Raw genomic sequence first — 17,884 nt, 5'->3', positions numbered from 1 at the left:
CCCGCACAAAACAGACTGTTTGCACGAGCAAATGAATTTATATATCTAATTAACGATTTTATTGATTGCTTTTTCCATTTATAGCCGATAAATTTCTTTAAAACATTCCATGAAACATACTCCCTAATTTACACATCAAAATTATTTTCCAAAATCATAAAGTATATTTCTAAATAATTTCTAAATGTACCATAGACTTCTTTGTTTCATGTGGATAGCATAAAAACCTTATGGTACAATATCTAATTAAAGGAGATGAAATCACATGAATAAAATTGCTATTATTGAAGATGATATAGACATTTGCAATATGATTGCAAAATTCTTAGAAAATAATAAATATATCGTTCATTATGCCTTGAATGGTGCAGAGGGAATAGAATTATGTAAATCGCTTGTTCCAGATTTAATAATACTTGATATTATGTTACCGAAGTTAAATGGAAATGATGTATTGCAGCGATTGCGTAAATTTACAAATGCTCCTGTCATTGTTGTTTCCGCAAAAACAATGGTACAGACAAAAATAGATTTATTAAAATTAGGTGCTGATGATTATATGACTAAGCCTTTTGACCTGCATGAGCTTCTTGCTCGTATTAAGGCAAATTTGAAAAGGACTTCAAATACGTCCTGCCAAAATGATACTTTGACATATAGAGATATCGAAATCAATAACTCTCTAGTTTATATCAAAGAGGTATTAGTATCTTTTACATCAACCGAGTTAAAGATTTTAAGACTATTATTGCAATATCCGCAAAAAATTTTTTCAAAGCAAAATTTATATGAATCCATTTGGAATGAAACTTATGCTTATGATGATGATACGATAAATACCCATATTAGTCATATTCGTAAAAAAATCAAGGCAATTACAAATGAAGATTATATACAAACCATTTGGGGAATCGGTTATAAAATTAAATGACTTTAGATTTTCTTTAGACTTATCAGATATAGTGGCATAGAAAGGAGTGTTTAGAATGACAAAATTTATATGCGAAACAAAAAATCTAAGCAAAAAATATAAAGATTTCTATGCTTTAAAGAATGTGAACTTAACTATTCCAAAAGGAGAAATCTACGGTCTTGTAGGCGAAAATGGGGCAGGAAAAACAACTCTAATCCGATTATTAACGGGACTTAATTTTAAGAGTGAGGGAGAAATAATCCTGTTTGGACATACAGATAATCTGCAATATGAAAGGACAAAAATCGGTTGCACGATTGAAATGCCTGCATTATACAAGGATATGACAGCTTCACAAAATTTAGAGGTGCAAAGAATACAGCGTGGTATTCCAAACAAAGAGTGTATTGCCGATACTTTAGAGTTGATAGGTTTATCCAATGCTGGCAAAAAAAGAGTGGCAAACTTTTCTTTAGGAATGAAACAAAGGCTTGCTTTAGGTGTTGCATTATTAGGTGAGCCAGAATTTTTGATTTTGGACGAACCCGTCAACGGACTTGATCCAACGGGAATTATTGAATTAAGAGAACTTCTTAAAAAATTAGTAAAAGAACGAGAGGTAACGATTTTAATATCCAGCCATATATTAAGTGAATTACATCAGCTTGCTACCTGTTACGGATTTCTTCATAAAGGAGAACTTTTGAAACAAATTTCTGCCGAAGAATTGAACGAAGAATGTAAACGCCATATTTGTTTAAGGACTGATAATATCCAAAAAACCACTCTTTTATTAGAGCAAAAGGGAAATATTAACAATTACTCCGTTTACCCCGATAATTCTATTCGGATATACGAGTGCTTAGATAATGTAAGAATGATTTCTAAATTACTATCCAGTAATGGAGTTATTATTGATGAAATTTCTGTGCAAGGAGAAAATTTGGAAACATACTTTGAAAATCTAATAGGGGGACGAAAAAATGTTTAATCAAATAAGAGCAGAATTTTATAAGTTATTTCATACAAAGGCATTGTACTTAACCTTTGCTTTGATTTTAGCAGTCTTTGGAATTTTCTCCATAGGCGGTCAGCAACAATTTGTGGCATCAAGTTCAAGTTTAGACGAAACATGGAAAATAGGAGAAACTGTTGGATTTCTTGCTCGTGCTTATAGCGATACAGCACACCCATTGATTGAAGAAATAATAAGGACAGCCACATCTTATACTGTATTTTTCTGGCTGATTGTTCTTATATTTTCTGTTATTTTCTTTTCAAGAGAATATACGGATTCAACAATTAAAATTGCAATCGCAAGCGGACAAAGCCGAATTAAGTTTTTTGTTGCGAAATATATTGTGATTTCGATTACCAGTATATTTCTATACTTTTCATTTATTATGATTGCATTTATAATAGAATGTGCGAAATTTAATATTCCAATACAACTGTTTCCAATGCTGAAAATTGCAGGACTAAATTGTATGATTATGGGAGCGTTTATCGGAATTACACTTATGTTATGTGTAATATTCAAACATACGGCAATCGTTGTAGGTGCTATGTCATTGTTTACATTTAGCGGACCGCTTATCTATATGATGACATGGGATAATATGTCAACTCAATCATGGAGAGTTCTAACATACTTAAAAATAAATCCTATGTATTACTGGATGAATACCTGTTCTTATAATATGATAAATAATTTAGAAATCAATATTTTGATTTATTTCGTGGGAACTGTAATTATTACATTTCTTGTTTCAGCATTTATACTAAGAAAGCAAGAAATACGCTAATCATAACAGAAAGGGGAAATGCGAATATGTTATATTTCTTATTGATTTGCTTTATCTTCATATTAGCATTTTCCTTATTCTCTATTATCAGAACAATTCGCAACATAAATAAGCAAATAAAGCAACAACGGAAAATACGAGTATCTTTATCAAATAGGGACATTGAAGAATTAGCTTATGCAATCAATCAAAAAGATAATCTACATAAAAAATTACAGGTTCAAATTAAGCAGGAAGAAGAACAGTTAAAACAGTCTATATCTAATATAAGCCACGATTTAAGAACACCTTTGACATCTATACAAGGCTATTTAACACTTCTGCAAGAATGTGAAGATAAACAGGAACAAGGACAATACATTAAAATCATTAAGGCAAAAACAGATTATCTCACGGATTTAGTACAAGAGTTTTATGATTTATCTGTGATAGAAAATGAGCAAGTTGATGTTGAATGTGAGCGTGTTGACATAAATAGAATTGTTACAGATTGCTTAATTGAAAAGTATTATGAATTTGGAGAAATCCAACCAACCATTCAAACAGAAAATACTCCTGTATGGATATATGGAAATAACCTTATCTGTAAACGAATTATTGAAAATTTAATTGTAAATGCACTTCGTTATTCAGATAATTACATTGAAGTTTCTATCAATCAAAAAGGAGTGTTCACAATTAAAAATTCAACAAAATCCCTTGATGATATTGATGTAAACTTATTATTTAACAAGTTTTATACTGTTGATAAATCACGCACCAAAGGAAGTTCTGGTCTGGGCTTGTATATTGTAAAGGAATTGCTGAAAAAGATTGACGGTAAAATTGAAAATGTAAGTTACGAAAAAAATATTTTGTCTATTAGCATTTGTTTTCCCTTGTATAATGATAAAAAGTTACTGTGATCAGAACATCTGAATACAGTAACTTTTTTTAGTAGCTTTAACTCTCTTTTATAAGTTTTTCAAAATATTCTCTTTTCTTCTCTGGAAGTTGATTTAAAAATTCTTCCAGCCATTTTTCTTCTTCTTCCAAAATTCCCTCGTCCTCATAATACTCTGGGTATTCTAAATATATTTCATGTTCTCTTTCTTCTCGTTCTTCGTCAGCTTGTGCTAAGTCCATATATTTTCCAATAAGGATTTGAAGATATTGACTATATCCAAGAGAACCCACTAAATAAGTAATTCGTTCATAGTCTTTTAATGTCATTTCTCTCTTTCCAGTTAAAAGGTCATAGTCGTAAGAAGAACAAACTTCCAAAAATTCCTGTTCCTGCGTTTCTGCTTTTTTCATTGTTCACGCTCCGTATTTACTAAAATTTTAAATTCTTGCTAACTACACAAATAAATTCTTCTGGACTGGGTATCTTATTTCCAAATAAACGTTGAAATTCCGCTTGCTTGTTTGGGTCATTACTATTTCTAGCTTCATCAATAGCATACTGCATTTCTCTGCGAATTTCAGATACCGAACAGCCATTTGTTTTAGCCATTCTTTTTATAAGCTCTTTGCTATCCTTTTTACGAAATCTTAACATATAGACATACCCCCTTTGCATTTATATTCTTCCATATTTTAAACTTTTTAGCCTGGATATATACTGAAAGAATTGTTCATTTACACAGAGTATTATATTACACTCTGTGAATGGTTACAATATAAAAAAGCAGGAAAGGAGAGGAAACTGTGGAAGTTGATTACAAAGCAATCGGACAGCGTATTAAAATTGCAAGAATTAAAAAGGGCGTAACACAAGAAACCGTTGCCGACCTTATAGACATTACACCAGCTCACATGAGTAATGTAGAAACAGGAAAAACAAAAGTCAGTTTACCAACCTTGATTGCGATTGCCAATGCACTTTCTGTATCAGTCGATACTCTTTTATGCGATAATGTGATTGCTTCTAAAATCATTTTTGAAAAAGAAGCAAAAGATATTTTTTCAGACTGTGATGAATACGAAGTACGTTTCTTAGTAGATTTAATGAAGTCCGCTAAAATAGCGTTTCGTAAAGACAAGGATATACGCAATCAATTTCAAAAATAACCGTAGCTGTAAGGCACATAAATGTGTATTACAGGCTACGGTCTTTTTATATCATTTATCCTACAATCTTCCAGTTACTATCTTTTTGTAACACAAGCTCATACTGCGATACCTGCGTTGCCTTTGTCTGATTATCAAGGAATTTCACAGCAACCTTGACTTTCACATTGTCCCCGTCCTTTGTAAAGATAGGGTTTACCAATTCAGAATAAAGGTAGTCCCTGCCGATAGGTTCAATCACATTTCCAGCTACATAGTAGGCAAGCTCTTTTTCTGTGGCTGTTGGGTACAGCTTAAAGAATGTTTCCAGAAATGCGGTAGCGTCGTTTACGGTATCAGCGTCCACGCTTGCGTCTGCTTCTGGTGTCTTAGGCTCATAGTCTGATTTTTCGATTGCTGGTGCAAGGGTAGGGTTCTGAACGATTACCATATCCCCGTCAGCGTCCACATGGACTTTTACGGTATAGGTTGCCTTGACATTGCTTGTCTGTTCTCCCTCTTTTATCTGCTGATCTACTTCGTAGGTAGCAGAAAAAGTGTCCGTTCCCGATTGCTCGATATGCCATACAATCACATCTGTAACTGTGGAGCTGGTCGGTATGTCGGTTCTGATTGTATCAACATTCAAGTCCTGCAATTCCTTTGTCAGATAACCGTTGATTGCCTGCGTTCTTGCTTCAATCGCTTCTTTGCTGTTATTCCATGTGTAATAGGACTTCGCAAAGTTCTTCACGAAATTTTCTATCCCGTTGGTGTCCTGCAAGCGAAGTTCAATGATTTCTTTTTCATGGGTGGTGTGCTGGTCGATAGCGGTAAAATTTTTATATACCCCAAAGCTCACGCTTGCGAGAAGCACCACCCACAACGCAATCACGGTTTTCTGATGTGTGCCTACCTTGACAGTACGCACCTTTTTTTCTTTGACATTTTCTGTCTGTTTCTTATTCTTCTTAAACATAATGTTATCCTCACTTTCTATTGTTTTACTCGTCCTGCACCGATTAAGTGCTGTTGCCAGTAACTATTATTTAGGTCTGCATATCCTATCGGATTTCCTGCGTGGTACATCTGCGTCGGCGAAACAAGAATACCGACGTGTGTTACATAACTTCCAGCGTTATAGGTAGAATGGAAAAATACCAAGTCCCCAGCCTTTGCCTGCGAGAGTGGAAGATGTTGGGTGGCGTCATACTGTGCTTGTGCTGTTCTCGGTAAGGAAACACCAGCTTTTCCATAGCACCATTGCGTCAGCCCCGAACAATCAAAGGAAGTATTCGGGTTACTGCCACCATACACATACTTCCAGCCTTGATATTTCAACGCTTCATTCATTACCTTTTGTGCCAGTTCTCCCGATACCTGCGGAACTGCTAAATACTGATTGACTACTTCCACATAGAACATATTTCCATAGCCATACCGCCAGCCCCCGTTCTTAGCAACGGCTATCGGGTTGGTGTAGGTTACTTTCTTTCCACCCGATTTCTCACGGGCGAAGCTCTCTGCAAGATTAAAAGTGTGTTTTTTTCCTTTTCCTGCCACATATCCCACATAGCCACCGCCATAGTTATAAGACTGTATTGCTACATTCAAGTCGTCGATACCTTGATTTTTGCAGGAAGAAAGCAGGGACGCAAAATACTTACATCCCTGCTTGATTGAGCTTTCCGTATCTAAAGAGTTGGGCGGTAAACCCAGACTTTCCGAACTCTGCATAACATCTTCTGCCGTACCGCCACTTTCTACTTGAATGATAGCAAGTAGCACATTGACATACTCGGAGATACCGTTTTCTCTGGCGTACTTTTCCACCATAGGCTGATGTTTCAAGACTTCTGCGGATAGGTTCATACCCGTAATGCCAGAAGAAAAATTGCTGTTCTCATCGTCGCTGTCCGCACTAATGAGGACACCAAAGAAAAGCACCAGAGAAAAGAGGATAGGAAACAGACTGCCAATGATAGCGATATGTTTCAGTTTCATTTTTTCTTCTGTCCTTTCTTCGTTACAAGATTACGGCTTTTCTCTATGGTCTGTTGGTTCTTCTGGACGCTATGGGTCTGCTGAACCTTTTTCCTGCGGTCTTTGGTGTAATTCTGGCGTGTTTCCTGCAATACTACTTTTTCTACATTCTGCCTATGTACTTGCTGTGTAAGCTGGGTTGCTTTTCTATCAGAAGCACCAGAAGATAGCGGACGCTCTTTGATAACGCTTGTCTTGACTGGCTCGCTTGCTTTTGAAGTGGTCGCTGTGGCAGGGCGTTTGACTTCCTGCATTTTTTCCGCACTCGGCTTTGGAATGGTTGAAGCTGTGGCTGGTCGCTCATGGGGACGGGTAGCTCCCGTTGTCGCTGATCCGTCAGCCTTTCGCTGTACCTGCTTTGCTTCTTGTGCCTTTTGAAGCTCCATACGTTTGTCAGCGATATTTTTCTTATGCTGTTCCTGCTTTTCCAAACGTCCCGTCTGTCTGGACTGCTGTTCCTGCACCATGCCACGCTTAAAGTCGGACACGCTGGACTTTGCCTTTTCCTTTGCGGAATACACCGCATAAGCGGTCTGTGTCGGCATATCCTTGATATTCTCTTTGACAGCATTTGCCTTGTCTTTTACTTTATTTTTCGTATCTAAGACAGCACCGACAGCAGAACCAGCACGATTTCCAAAACTGGAAGAAGTGTTGCTTCGTGAAAAAGTACGTTTATCTTTTTGAGGATTACTCCTTGAAGAACCATTACCCGATAGCATAGCTCCCGTAACCGCACCTGTGCCAGCTCCAACCATACTTCCATGACTAACAGCTCTAGCCATGCGTCGCTCCATTCTTCTAGCCCTATGTCGCATAAACAGATATGGTCTGCGGAAAATTCTTCGTCCCATGCTTTGACTGTCGTTAGCGTTCAAAGAGAACATACTCATTAAGTCGCCCAGCTTCATGTAGATACCAGCGAAACACACTATCTGTAAGAACGCTACCATAAAGAAAGGATAGTCCGTGGATATGTTATAAAACATACTGGAAATGCTGAACGCCACCGTTACAATGAGCGTTATTCCTGCCCGTGTCATTATGGTATTAAACACCCTCACGATTGCCTGCTTTGCCAGATTTTCTTGACTGGGTATCATAGAAAGAAGAAAACTGATAGGTAAAAACATTGAAAAGATAATAAAAAGTATCTGGCTAAACAACATCATGCCCGTAAGCAAGAATACAAATATCGTTATCCCTAAATTGAAGAACAATAGGAAGAACACCATGCCTAAACGGTTCACGACCTGCGGTATCGTCAGATTGTTGTTGTCATTGTCCTCAATTTCTGTTTTCACGACTTCTTCTCTGGTTTTCCCGTCCTCGTCCTCTGGGCTTGCCGATACCAGAGCGACCACACGGTCTGTTCCGATTTCCTCTGCGTTGCTGTTCCCGAATTGTAAGAGTAGCCACGGCTGTTCCACTTGAATAGAAAATAAGCTGTCCCGTATCAAGTCCACGCTGTCCTTGCCCTCGCTGTCAGAGTTGGGGAGCATGATTTTTGTTCCCAAGTCCAAAGAAGCGGTACTGATGTCTGATGAAAACTCATTTATCTTCTTGATGTAATCGGGAGCATAGGCAATAAAAGAAGCCGACAGCACGAACACCACAACAAAGTTGATAACGGCATGAAGTGCCTTGCTGGTTTCCCGTTTGATAAGTCCCGTATAGGCAACATAAAGTCCCACCACTAAGATAATGAGAAGCAGGAAACCAACATAAAAGCCAGAGCTGGAAAAACCGTTCTGCGTTACGCCTGCTAAGGTCTGTATGCTTTTTCCGATACTGTCTGCCATATCGTTAATAAAATCAAGTTTGTAGGCTTCCTGCACCACATAGCCCGTTGCATTACTCAAATATAAACTGATAGTCCAGACAAAGTTGGTAATGCAATAAAGCCCATACTGTACCGATTTTCCAATCCCGTCCAGCCAGTTCCACGGCAACCACGACCAGCTATTATCCACATAAAAATCAAGCTGATAATTCGACAACGGATATTTTGAGTAAAGATTTTCTGCGTTTATGGTATCGTCCACAAGTCCCGTCGCATGAGCCACCGTCCCCAAAAGTGAAAGCAGGATAAGGGAGAGTGCCACCACGAACAGAGCTATTTTTAGAAAGTGTAGTATCTTCTTTTTAGTGAACGCACCTTTTATCCTTTCTTTCATCACTCCACCTCATTTCTCTGTACGGGCGGTCTGGTATCAAAGGCGTGTAGCAGTTCTTCAAAGACGGGGTGTATCTGTACTACACCGACACGCCCGTATAAGTCCTGCAATAAGCATTGTCCGTTCTCCAAATCACGCAAGCGTTTCTGGTTGTTTTCGTCGTCCTTGTCGATACCGAAAAATTCTAAGGTCTGTTTTATCTCGTTAATGTCAGTAGAACGAAAGGCAAATTTCAAGCCGATATTGTTTTTCAGACTTTCCTTTGATACATCGTCAGAGGATTGTGTAACGAAATAAACGCCTGCCTGCATAGCTCGTCCAGCACGCACCAGCTTATTTGATAAGGTTTCGCCTTGTGCCACATTTAAGAACGCCCACGCTTCATCAAGGTCTACAATCTTAAAAATACTTCTGTCCGAATGGATAAAATCAAGGGCAAAGGTACTAATCACAATCAGCATAGACACCGACAATAATTCAATGGTCGTGTATTCCTCAAAAGTCGTGTCCTTATCTGGCAGTACAAGGTCGGCTACTTGAATGATATTGAGCTGGTTGTCAAGACTGATAGCATTTTCCACCGTACCGTCCGAAAACAGCAGATGTGCAAAGTCGTAGTCCGTGAAGCTGTCGATATGGTCTGCGATATTTCTTGCTATTGGTGTTTCTTCACGGCGTAGCTCATCTATCACATGGAGCAAGCCCCGACTGTCGCTCTGGGTAACAGAGCGAACCGCCTTACGAAGTACGGGGAATTTTTCGCCGTCCCTAGAGGAAATACCCGTAAGGAATGTCAAGATGTCGATTGCCAGACTTTCAGCGTCTTTGACATTTTTCATTATCACAAACGGGTCAAGAAGTCCTGCATTGTCCTTGTCGCTGGTTAGATTTACGATATTGATTTCATGGGCGATTTCTGGGAGCGTTTCTTTCCAGTTGCCACGCTCACTTTTAGGGTCTAACAGAAGTGCTTGACCGCCAAACAGCACCGCATAATACACCAGAAGATTGTTACAGAACGATTTCCCACCGCCAAGCGAACCGACAAAAGCAGACGCTAAAGCGTTGGTAACTGTACCTTTTACACCTTGACTGGCAAGGGACGGTTGCAGGTACACATTTCTTCCCGTATCAACAGAATAGCCCATATAGATACCCGTAGTTTCTCCTAACTGCTGTGTCGCACCAAAACCAAGCCCTGCTAGAAAATCTGATTTTACATACTGCACATAGTCATTGATATATCGCTTGCTGGCTGGTAAAAATTCAGAATGAAGCCCCAGCATATCCCCAGCAGGACGCACCAGCTTTACATTGAGGTCATCGTAAAAGTCCTTGACTTCATCACAACGGCGTTTCAGCTCGTCAAGATCGGGTGCAGACACCCGAATAACGTAGCTTAACTTATACATACTTTCTTTGCTCTGGTCTAAGTCTGTTTCCAGCTCGTCCACGCTGTCTAAAGCGTCCACCACATTTGAGCTGGTTTCACTTCCAGCTTGATAGGCGTGATTGTCAAGGTCTTTCAATTCCTTTTTCTTGTTGCGGACGGTTGTTAATGCTTTTCGGTTCTCCACGATTTCTACATTCATGGAAGTATCAACGGGGAATGTGAATTGCTGTTGCTGGAAATAGAAAATTTCGCTTGACGGAAAATCAAGCTCGCCTACAATCGCATTGACGGTAAAATAGGACACATAGCTTTCCTTATCCTCATGTTCCAAGCGTAAATATCGCTGGCTTTCCTCAATCACACATCTTGTCGGACGGATAAGGTCGTAGTATTTTATCAGCGTTTCTTTCTGCAAGTTCTTCTTTGGTAGCTGGTACTCATAATCTTCATAGGCGATACCGTCCCTGCCGTAAAGATGTTCCATGAGATACCCAAAATCATTGATTTCCAAGCGACGCACCTTAAAGCGACGGGAGATTTTATTTTCCAGTAACTTTTCCATTTTCATGTAACGGTTGATTTCATCATTCGGCATGGAAACAAAGTCGTTCATCAGCGTGTGGTTCACTTCATGGAGAAATTCTGCAAACGTCAGCCACGCCGATTTTTTCATGTTCTTCAGATTGAGCTGTTCTTCTGTAACCATGAGCTTAAAGCCAAGAAAAAAGCGGTAGTCCACTTGATTGTCCCCAATCATAGATACTAACGCTTCGGTCTGTTCGTCTATCTTCTGGTAGGCAACTTCCTTTAATTTTCCCGTTACCAGTTTCTTTGACTGCTCCTGCATACTTCGTATTGAGCTTTCTGTGGCAATCTGCAACGCATGAATTTTACCCTCACGGGACTGTGCAATGAGCTGTCGAAAGCTGTCATGCACGATAAATTTCTGCTCTGCGGATAAGAAAGAATAGTTGTACGGTATCAGCTCATAGTAGGCGAACACCTCATTGTCCTTGTTCCAGACAAGGTTGTTGTCAATATATTTTATCGGGAACATAGTTCACACTCCTTACTGCCGTGATTGTTTCATTTAAGGTCTGCTTATGCAGTTTTACGGCTTTTCCTGCATAAGTGATTTTTGGTCGCAGGGCATAGGTTATCTGTGATTTCAAAAAGCTGTACGGCTTCTTTCCGTCAAAGGTTTTCTGCGACATAAACCAAGTGAGAGCAACGGGAATACCGAAGTATTTGAGAAATGCTCCCTCAATCATGGAAAGTGGGGGAATATCCCCAAACAGAATGATGATAAATTCCGTAATCACAAACCATGTAATCTGTGTAAAGGTAACGGGAAAAGGCAAGTTAAAGTCATTGATTGCATACAAGACTTTTTCCACGTTCCAGATACCCGTATAAGATTTAATCTTTTTCAAGTTCTTTCAGCTCCTTTCAAAATAGAAAAGGACAGCCATTTTCAGACTGTCCCTTAAAAGAGAAATACGCTGTCAGTAGCAACAATGCTTGTCGCTGATCGTCCAGCGTTAATATGGTATCTCGCACATACCTCGGCTTGTTTCAATAAAGCAACCGCCCATATCCAAATCTCGCCCGTAGGCTTCATAGTCAATGTAGTTCTGCAAGCTGGGTGGAATATCCCCCAGTGCCTGCAATTCGTCTATGTAGTAGTAGGCAACGTCTGTCATGGTTTCACAGTCGGGATAATAATAAATATCGTCCTTATGTTCCACGACTTCTTCCAGCGTCCCGTAGTGGCTGATAAATTCGTCCAGACATTCTACGATATAGTCGGGAAGTTCCTCTATCATTTCATACATCTCATTGAGTTCTTCAATGGAAACATACTCGCCAATCGCAATGGGGAAGTTGTCAGTATCATGGATAGCGTATTCCTCATACTGTTCATTCAAGCCGATTTTTTCTTTTACATCTTCCTCGTCAATGGGAAATGTAAACCAAGCACCGACTAAATAGCCCTCATTGTATTTGCCAAGATTAGCGATATAAACCGCCATATCATCAATCATAAGTACCACCTCATTTCCTACTCTGGCAGTTCAAAGATACCGTGTTCCGTTACTAAAAATTTCCCGTGTTCCTGCAAGTGAGAAGCGTAGGCTTCAAAGTCAAAGTAATATTCTTGACAGTCCTCGGATAAATGCTTAAATGTCGGGTCGTTCATCAGCTTTTGCTTTGCAACATCTATCATGCTTTTGCAGTCGGGATAAATCGTAATCACGTTCCTGCAAATATAAAGTGCTTCTAAATTCTCAAACACCGTAAGTAGTGATACATATTCTTCCTGCATATCACTTGAAAGCTGGCGGTACATAAAATCTAATTCGTTAAGCTGATACACGCTTGTATGTTCGTGAACTTCATCAGCATAAGGCAACACCTTTTCGATAATGCGGTAATCCCCACTTTCTGCACCGATACCTAACTTTTCTTCAAACTCTGCAACATCTATCGGCAGGTCGAACCAGTATGATGTTGTTTCTTCGCCAGTTGTTCCTTTCGTTTCCACCAGCACCCTTGTTTCCTGCATTGTTCCTCACGTCCTTTCTGTTGTTTCATCACATCTTTTATGGTCTGGTACGACATACCAAACACATACTTTGAAAAATCTTCTAACTGTCTTTCTTCATAGTCAGCAAGGTTCAGCCGTTTCATTTCATGCCACACCTTACGCTTGTAAGAGGGCAGGTCGGAAAGATAATCACAGCCGACTTTTGCCTGCATATCCTTAAAAATATCGTTCATGTCATCACTCCAATCTGATTTTAGGTAAGAAAAAAGCAGTCAATCCTAAGACTAACTGCTTTGTGTGTAGGGATATGGAATTTTTAAAATGGAAATTCACAATATTAATTGAGAGGCAGAAGCTTCTTCATTCTCACATTCTGCATAATCAATATTTTTTACATTTCTTGTTACAACGCATTTTATTTGATGCCATAATTTGCAGAATTCGGAAAATTAAAACATCCCATTTTTAGCCTTGTTATAACGGTAATAATTTTTTCTATTACTGTTATAACAAGGATTCCAGGGGTTCGGGGATGGAAGATCCCCGTATTATTTCTGCACTATTTATTTTTCTGAAAATGGCATATTATAATGTGCTGATCAACAATTTCTTTGAGTGGCATATTGAACAATTCGTTCTTCAATTATTTCATATATAGTTATTTTCCCACATTCAGGACATATTTTTGCTGGTACATTTGTGGCATGATATGTTGTGCCATTATAAACTACATCAGTTTCTGTTGTAATACTTTTTAACCATTTTCTACATTTTTGACATCTAAACATAATCGCTCTCTCCTTTAACTTCTAACTTGCCGTTTTCTTCATATCCACATTATATCATTCCCATATATGTGCTGCAATATAAATTGCTATGCACCGATAATCTTATTAAACAGCTCTAACAGTACATCTTTCACACCGCCAGCGTTGAATACCAAGCCGACAGCAATTAAGGCAACTACCAAGAAGCCGATAAGTTTGGAAAACTCACGCTTGAACCCTAAGTAGATACCGATAACCACAATCGCCATAAGCACTAAGCTCTGTGCGTTTGATAAAAACCATTGATACAAATTTTGTCCGAAATTCATTTAATTGTCCTCGCTTTCTTCTGATTGTTTCATTTCATAGTCAACTTCTTTGCCGACATTCAAAATACACATCAAGACTACGCCGATACCCATTCCCATAGATACCAGCAGGAAGTCTTTTAATAATACCCACATTTTTTATCACTCCTAACTTTCTACTAAATCTTTTGCAGGGGTCGTCTGCTGTTTGATTATCATTTCATGCTTTTCTGTGAGTTTTGCCTGCTGTTCGATTGTTTCCATGTAGTCTGTACCGTTTCCTTTATCAATCTTTTTCAGCATTTTCAAGGTCGGTGCTACCTGCCTTTGTACCCAACGCAATGTACGGTCTAAGGTGTAAGGCTCTGGCTTTGTCGTCAGCTTCAAGCTCTGTCTGTTATCGCCGATAAACCAAGCCCAGCGGTCATTGAGCTTCCAGTCATTTTTTCGCTTGTCTGGTTCTTCATCAACAAACCGCACATACTGGTTGATGATAGAAAAAGCGGTCTGCTCTGCGTCATAATAAGTCAGCAAATCTCGTACTGCATAATAGGCACGTTCATTGCGAAGTCGTATCTCAAAACGGTTGATAATATCGGCTTCTCCCAGAGGTGTCCCCAGTTTGACGTACTGCTCGTAGTCCTTTTCATAGATACAGAAATACACATCTGATTTCAGCGACCCAAGATAAAGGGTACGTCCCATATATTCTCTGTCGTCCTCTCTGTGCTTGATAAGCTCACCCGACTGGTAAAACTTATAGCTTCTGGACTTTCCGATATATTCCCGTTTCCTGCATTTTTCCGCAAGCTCTGGAATATCCAAAATACCCGTATGGTCGTTGATAGCAAGGTCGATACGCTTCATCACGCCACCGTCTACAAGTGCGTCCATGAGAAAGTCATACCAGCTTCTTTGCTGTGCCAGCAGGTAACTTTCAAACTGCCTGCAACCACGCCCTTTTAACTCTAAAAGGACACCTTTTTCTTCGTCAGCCGACGTATAGATAAAGATGTCCCCAAGAGAATAATGCTCCGTATAGCTGTAATGTCCGTAATCTTCATGGAGCATATAATTGATATTCAGTTTTAATATATCTTTGATGATGTGCTGTATATCCAGCGTGGGAAAACGAATTTTTACATAATCAAACAGCATGGTAAGCGGTGCTTCTGGATTGAACCTTGCCAGTTCTTTATGCAGAGTTTCCAGAAGCTCCTTTGACGGCTTCATTTTTCCGCTTTCTATCTTGTTGAGATATTCCCTTGTGATACCAGAAGCCACCGCCAGCCTGCCTTGTGAAATACCGTAAGCAATTCGTTTCTCCCGTAATTCTTTTATCCATTGTTCTTCATTCAGAACCATACCCCCAATCTGTAAAGTGTGAAGTTTTTTAAGGCAACTTCACAGCCGATTTTTGCTAGAAAACCATGCCAGAAGCCTTATGTTTCCTATGTTTTTTGTCTATTGTCTATTTGCAAACGTACCCCTCTGTTAGATACCGAGGGGTTTTACCTGCTGGCGTGGCTAACGCCACACCAGCAACGGCTAGTCCGTGCCGTCGCCTTTCGCTTCGCACGTCGCCGTCCCGTCCTGCCTTGCTTGTGCAAGAGAGCCGATAGTCTGCAAAAAATCATGTCCTTTCGGCACTAACGGCGTGTAAAATTCACTGATGACGCTTGTTCCCACATCACAATAGCCACGCCCCTTGATACGCTTCTGGAAAAACTGCTTTTTCACATCTGAACCAAACAGCATACCGTAACCTAATTCGCTGATACGTCCAAGTCCCACACGGAAATTGAAGTTATCTCTGATACCGTCCGAGAAATACTTTGCGTCTGGACGCTGACAGGCAACGATAAGGAAATATCCTGCTTGTCGTCCCAACATAACGATTTTCTTTAACTGGCTAAGTAAGCTCACGCTTTCTTTCGTCCCCAGCATTTCAAAAAATGCCACATATTCATCAAAGATAAGAAAGCAGGGTGGCAGTCCCAGATAGGCGTAGTTTTTGCCCGTCTTATAGTTCGGGTGTCGCTTCATTTCCTCACTTCGCTGTACCATGCCCTCATAAAAGGCATTGACGCAATCAATCATTTCTTCTTTGGTATGGTAGACGTTTGGCATGACCGTTCCTAAGTCCGCAAGGTCGCTATTCTTCGGGTCTAAGACGTAAAGGACAGCGTTGGTATGCAGTAGGGCTTCAATGAGCGTCAGCAAAAAGTATGTTTTACCGCCACCCGTACCACCAGCAATCAGAGCGTGAGGGAGTGCGTCATACTCCCAGACTAGATTTTTCATCAGCCTAAGACAGCCGTTCTCTGCCTGTACTTCATCAATGGTAATGCGGTTCGCTATCATATCATAAAGCAGGGTATATTCGATATAGCCGTCATGTAAGGTCTTGTCAGTCAGCTCACAATACAAGCCACTTTCCAATTTATCCTCTAACCGTAAAAGCTGGTCTTGATATTTTCCCAGCGTGATTTCACAGCGGATATGAAGCAGTCCCTTTTCCATTTGATAATAAATCTTTGGAAACCAGACGATTTTTTCCCTTGATCTGCTTTGCAGGTCAGTAAAAAAACCGCTGTCTTGTACGGTATCGGCTTCATACCACTTATTTTCCAGTACCATTCTTGCCAACTTTTGACGGTGCAGGAGTTTCTTGAAACTATCGTAACAGAAGCGATAATATAGAAAAGCGACCAATGCACAAACACCAGTCGCTATCAGTATGGTTATGAAGTTGTAAGTGGAAAGCGTCAAGCCGTTCTCTAACAAGCTGAAATGCTCCCAGTCGGTACGCATGAGCTGTTTGATATTCAGTAGCAATAGAACCGCCACGAATATAAACAGAAGCGTCCCTATGGAAAAATGGTAGACAAGGTGCTTGTCGCTGGCTCTGATACGGTGTCCTTTGTTCCAAATCATACGCATAAATCAATCACTCCTTTCTGGGTATGAAAAAAGCAGTCAATCCTAAGACTAACTGCTTTTTCATTACCATTCATTAAAAATCTTCTGAGTCCAACACTTTATATCCAGCCTCAATTAACGCTTGTGCAAATAGACCTTGACCTTTTATCAATTTTCCCGTAAAACTACCATCATAAATATTCTTGACTGCACAAGTTGGGCTTCTTGATTGCAGAATAACTAAATCTATTTCCATACTTCTTATTTCATTTAAAGCCAACTGTACCGCATGACGATATTCCTCATCAACAATATTTCCATTTATATCCATGACAATACCATTTACTATTTCCGCACTAGGACGTGGTGTAGGCATATTCGCTAATAATTCTGGACAAATTTCGATAACCTCTTTATCTTTTAGAAACTCTACAACTTTCGGATTGAGATTATTCCCACCGTTATATTTGCAGTTCTTTCCCATGATACATGAACTAACTAATACTTTCATAGATAAGCACCTCACAATTTATCCTAATTATATCATTCAACGAATTACCTCACAATAAAAATCTAATCTCTAATTTTATTTTTTCAGCTGTCCCTGCGTGTTATTATTCTGTGGATTGCCTGCGTTCTGGTTGCCTTTATTCTTCAACACAATATCCTCTGCCTTTACATACCAGTCCACCTCTGCACCACCAAACGTCTTTTTTGATACCGTATCGGCTACGGGATTGACAAGCTCCACAACTGCATTGTACGGAAATTCCCTTAACGGTACTTCTGACGGTACAGACACGGGGATAATTCCACCATGCAGACTGCACTTCAAATCATAGATACGCTTTTTTAGCTGGGTACTCGGTGTCCCGTCCTCATTCTGCAAGAACACATCACGCACCGCTGTAAATTTTAATTCTCCAAATGTTTTCTCTTTGTCAATAACAAATCCGTTTGATAATCTCATAGTATTT

Annotated in this window: 22 protein-coding genes; 5 read left to right on the top strand and 17 right to left on the bottom strand. The window is 39.5% G+C overall.

From position 1 onward, the window contains the following. Positions 1-265: 265 nt before the first annotated feature. The 4 genes from DWX65_RS07805 to DWX65_RS07790 are packed head-to-tail and all read left to right on the top strand — an operon-like array spanning position 266 to position 3,623. Positions 266-931 carry a response regulator transcription factor gene (locus tag DWX65_RS07805; protein WP_117536950.1) on the top strand — a complete coding sequence of 222 codons (666 nt, stop codon included), beginning with the start codon at positions 266-268 and terminating at the stop codon, positions 929-931. Between the two features lie 55 nt (positions 932-986). Next, complete coding sequence (locus DWX65_RS07800; RefSeq protein ID WP_117536949.1) at positions 987-1,904, top strand: ABC transporter ATP-binding protein; 918 nt, start codon at positions 987-989, stop codon at positions 1,902-1,904. Next, positions 1,897-2,718, top strand: coding sequence for an ABC transporter permease (locus tag DWX65_RS07795; RefSeq protein ID WP_117536948.1), 822 nt, complete (start codon positions 1,897-1,899; stop codon positions 2,716-2,718). The genes DWX65_RS07800 and DWX65_RS07795 overlap by 8 nt, the downstream gene beginning before the upstream one ends. Before the next feature lie 26 nt (positions 2,719-2,744). Then, entirely contained in the window at positions 2,745-3,623 is an 879-nt protein-coding gene (locus DWX65_RS07790) for a sensor histidine kinase (RefSeq protein WP_117536947.1), read from the top strand. 37 nt (positions 3,624-3,660) lie between these two features. Here the strand turns inward: DWX65_RS07790 and DWX65_RS07785 are convergent, their stop codons facing one another. Next, on the bottom strand, positions 3,661-4,014 hold the full coding sequence (locus tag DWX65_RS07785; RefSeq protein ID WP_117536946.1) for a stathmin-1-A: 354 nt from the start codon (positions 4,012-4,014) through the stop codon (positions 3,661-3,663). Positions 4,015-4,033: 19 nt separating this feature from the next. Next, positions 4,034-4,258: a sporulation initiation factor Spo0A C-terminal domain-containing protein gene (locus DWX65_RS07780; protein WP_117536945.1), complete on the bottom strand. Its 225-nt coding sequence runs from the start codon at positions 4,256-4,258 to the stop codon at positions 4,034-4,036. Between the two features lie 149 nt (positions 4,259-4,407). Here DWX65_RS07780 and DWX65_RS07775 point away from each other — a divergent pair, with 149 nt between their 5' ends. Beyond that, positions 4,408-4,770 carry a helix-turn-helix domain-containing protein gene (locus DWX65_RS07775; protein ID WP_114091354.1) on the top strand — a complete coding sequence of 121 codons (363 nt, stop codon included), beginning with the start codon at positions 4,408-4,410 and terminating at the stop codon, positions 4,768-4,770. 55 nt (positions 4,771-4,825) lie between these two features. On the opposite strand, the gene DWX65_RS07770 is transcribed toward DWX65_RS07775, so the two are convergent. The 15 genes from DWX65_RS07770 to DWX65_RS07695 all read right to left on the bottom strand — a co-directional run bounded on the left by DWX65_RS07770 (position 4,826) and on the right by DWX65_RS07695 (position 17,877). Further along, positions 4,826-5,728: a conjugal transfer protein gene (locus tag DWX65_RS07770; protein WP_117536944.1), complete on the bottom strand. Its 903-nt coding sequence runs from the start codon at positions 5,726-5,728 to the stop codon at positions 4,826-4,828. Between the two features lie 17 nt (positions 5,729-5,745). Further along, entirely contained in the window at positions 5,746-6,753 is a 1,008-nt protein-coding gene (locus DWX65_RS07765; protein ID WP_117536943.1) for a bifunctional lytic transglycosylase/C40 family peptidase, read from the bottom strand. Then, positions 6,750-8,969 carry a CD3337/EF1877 family mobilome membrane protein gene (locus DWX65_RS07760; RefSeq protein ID WP_117536942.1) on the bottom strand — a complete coding sequence of 740 codons (2,220 nt, stop codon included), beginning with the start codon at positions 8,967-8,969 and terminating at the stop codon, positions 6,750-6,752. The genes DWX65_RS07765 and DWX65_RS07760 overlap by 4 nt, the downstream gene beginning before the upstream one ends. Further along, positions 8,969-11,419 (bottom strand): ATP-binding protein, encoded by a 2,451-nt coding sequence (locus tag DWX65_RS07755; RefSeq protein ID WP_118173191.1) that lies wholly within the window; start codon positions 11,417-11,419, stop codon positions 8,969-8,971. Before DWX65_RS07755 ends, DWX65_RS07760 begins: the two co-directional genes overlap by 1 nt. After that, on the bottom strand, positions 11,397-11,795 hold the full coding sequence (locus DWX65_RS07750) for a conjugal transfer protein (protein ID WP_004843362.1): 399 nt from the start codon (positions 11,793-11,795) through the stop codon (positions 11,397-11,399). The genes DWX65_RS07755 and DWX65_RS07750 overlap by 23 nt, the downstream gene beginning before the upstream one ends. Before the next feature lie 108 nt (positions 11,796-11,903). Next, positions 11,904-12,407 carry an antirestriction protein ArdA gene (locus DWX65_RS07745; RefSeq protein ID WP_002323345.1) on the bottom strand — a complete coding sequence of 168 codons (504 nt, stop codon included), beginning with the start codon at positions 12,405-12,407 and terminating at the stop codon, positions 11,904-11,906. 17 nt (positions 12,408-12,424) lie between these two features. After that, positions 12,425-12,928, bottom strand: coding sequence for an antirestriction protein ArdA (locus tag DWX65_RS07740; protein ID WP_117536940.1), 504 nt, complete (start codon positions 12,926-12,928; stop codon positions 12,425-12,427). Next, the gene (locus DWX65_RS07735) at positions 12,847-13,143 is read right to left on the bottom strand and encodes a conjugal transfer protein (RefSeq protein WP_101880314.1); all 297 of its coding nucleotides are present in this window, start codon (positions 13,141-13,143) and stop codon (positions 12,847-12,849) included. Before DWX65_RS07735 ends, DWX65_RS07740 begins: the two co-directional genes overlap by 82 nt. Positions 13,144-13,509: 366 nt before the next feature. After that, positions 13,510-13,698: a YgiT-type zinc finger protein gene (locus DWX65_RS07730; protein WP_117536939.1), complete on the bottom strand. Its 189-nt coding sequence runs from the start codon at positions 13,696-13,698 to the stop codon at positions 13,510-13,512. An 86-nt stretch (positions 13,699-13,784) separates the two neighbouring features. Then, entirely contained in the window at positions 13,785-14,006 is a 222-nt protein-coding gene (locus DWX65_RS07725; RefSeq protein ID WP_002323342.1) for a hypothetical protein, read from the bottom strand. Next, positions 14,007-14,141 (bottom strand): DUF3789 domain-containing protein, encoded by a 135-nt coding sequence (locus DWX65_RS07720; protein WP_077735064.1) that lies wholly within the window; start codon positions 14,139-14,141, stop codon positions 14,007-14,009. Positions 14,142-14,153: 12 nt separating this feature from the next. Then, the gene (mobT, locus tag DWX65_RS07715; RefSeq protein ID WP_117782581.1) at positions 14,154-15,350 is read right to left on the bottom strand and encodes a MobT family relaxase; all 1,197 of its coding nucleotides are present in this window, start codon (positions 15,348-15,350) and stop codon (positions 14,154-14,156) included. 183 nt (positions 15,351-15,533) lie between these two features. Beyond that, positions 15,534-16,928, bottom strand: coding sequence for an FtsK/SpoIIIE domain-containing protein (locus DWX65_RS07705; protein WP_117782580.1), 1,395 nt, complete (start codon positions 16,926-16,928; stop codon positions 15,534-15,536). Positions 16,929-17,001: 73 nt separating this feature from the next. Beyond that, entirely contained in the window at positions 17,002-17,418 is a 417-nt protein-coding gene (locus DWX65_RS07700) for a DUF523 domain-containing protein (RefSeq protein ID WP_002322983.1), read from the bottom strand. Between the two features lie 75 nt (positions 17,419-17,493). Next, positions 17,494-17,877, bottom strand: coding sequence for a YdcP family protein (locus tag DWX65_RS07695; protein WP_117536937.1), 384 nt, complete (start codon positions 17,875-17,877; stop codon positions 17,494-17,496). Positions 17,878-17,884: the final 7 nt, after the last annotated feature.

The sequence above is a fragment of the Roseburia sp. AF20-18LB genome (assembly GCF_003461185.1).
GTDB classification, from domain to species: domain Bacteria; phylum Bacillota; class Clostridia; order Lachnospirales; family Lachnospiraceae; genus Roseburia_C; species Roseburia_C amylophila.
Note: the sequence above shows the minus strand (reverse complement) of the source record. Positions and strands in the feature narration are given on the sequence as shown.

What these genes read in the sequence shown, in the direction of transcription:
- DWX65_RS07785 (WP_117536946.1), bottom strand. Translation starts at nt 4,014, where the DNA reads ATGAAAAAAGCAGAAACGCAGGAACAGGAATTTTTGGAAGTTTGTTCT.
- DWX65_RS07700 (WP_002322983.1), bottom strand. Translation starts at nt 17,418, where the DNA reads ATGAAAGTATTAGTTAGTTCATGTATCATGGGAAAGAACTGCAAATAT.
- mobT (WP_117782581.1), bottom strand. Translation starts at nt 15,350, where the DNA reads ATGGTTCTGAATGAAGAACAATGGATAAAAGAATTACGGGAGAAACGA.
- DWX65_RS07740 (WP_117536940.1), bottom strand. Translation starts at nt 12,928, where the DNA reads ATGCAGGAAACAAGGGTGCTGGTGGAAACGAAAGGAACAACTGGCGAA.
- DWX65_RS07805 (WP_117536950.1), top strand. Translation starts at nt 266, where the DNA reads ATGAATAAAATTGCTATTATTGAAGATGATATAGACATTTGCAATATG.
- DWX65_RS07725 (WP_002323342.1), bottom strand. Translation starts at nt 14,006, where the DNA reads ATGAATTTCGGACAAAATTTGTATCAATGGTTTTTATCAAACGCACAG.
- DWX65_RS07735 (WP_101880314.1), bottom strand. Translation starts at nt 13,143, where the DNA reads ATGAACGATATTTTTAAGGATATGCAGGCAAAAGTCGGCTGTGATTAT.
- DWX65_RS07695 (WP_117536937.1), bottom strand. Translation starts at nt 17,877, where the DNA reads ATGAGATTATCAAACGGATTTGTTATTGACAAAGAGAAAACATTTGGA.
- DWX65_RS07800 (WP_117536949.1), top strand. Translation starts at nt 987, where the DNA reads ATGACAAAATTTATATGCGAAACAAAAAATCTAAGCAAAAAATATAAA.
- DWX65_RS07770 (WP_117536944.1), bottom strand. Translation starts at nt 5,728, where the DNA reads ATGTTTAAGAAGAATAAGAAACAGACAGAAAATGTCAAAGAAAAAAAG.
- DWX65_RS07730 (WP_117536939.1), bottom strand. Translation starts at nt 13,698, where the DNA reads ATGTTTAGATGTCAAAAATGTAGAAAATGGTTAAAAAGTATTACAACA.
- DWX65_RS07795 (WP_117536948.1), top strand. Translation starts at nt 1,897, where the DNA reads ATGTTTAATCAAATAAGAGCAGAATTTTATAAGTTATTTCATACAAAG.
- DWX65_RS07765 (WP_117536943.1), bottom strand. Translation starts at nt 6,753, where the DNA reads ATGAAACTGAAACATATCGCTATCATTGGCAGTCTGTTTCCTATCCTC.
- DWX65_RS07760 (WP_117536942.1), bottom strand. Translation starts at nt 8,969, where the DNA reads ATGAAAGAAAGGATAAAAGGTGCGTTCACTAAAAAGAAGATACTACAC.
- DWX65_RS07780 (WP_117536945.1), bottom strand. Translation starts at nt 4,258, where the DNA reads ATGTTAAGATTTCGTAAAAAGGATAGCAAAGAGCTTATAAAAAGAATG.
- DWX65_RS07755 (WP_118173191.1), bottom strand. Translation starts at nt 11,419, where the DNA reads ATGTTCCCGATAAAATATATTGACAACAACCTTGTCTGGAACAAGGAC.
- DWX65_RS07720 (WP_077735064.1), bottom strand. Translation starts at nt 14,141, where the DNA reads ATGTGGGTATTATTAAAAGACTTCCTGCTGGTATCTATGGGAATGGGT.
- DWX65_RS07745 (WP_002323345.1), bottom strand. Translation starts at nt 12,407, where the DNA reads ATGATTGATGATATGGCGGTTTATATCGCTAATCTTGGCAAATACAAT.
- DWX65_RS07790 (WP_117536947.1), top strand. Translation starts at nt 2,745, where the DNA reads ATGTTATATTTCTTATTGATTTGCTTTATCTTCATATTAGCATTTTCC.
- DWX65_RS07705 (WP_117782580.1), bottom strand. Translation starts at nt 16,928, where the DNA reads ATGCGTATGATTTGGAACAAAGGACACCGTATCAGAGCCAGCGACAAG.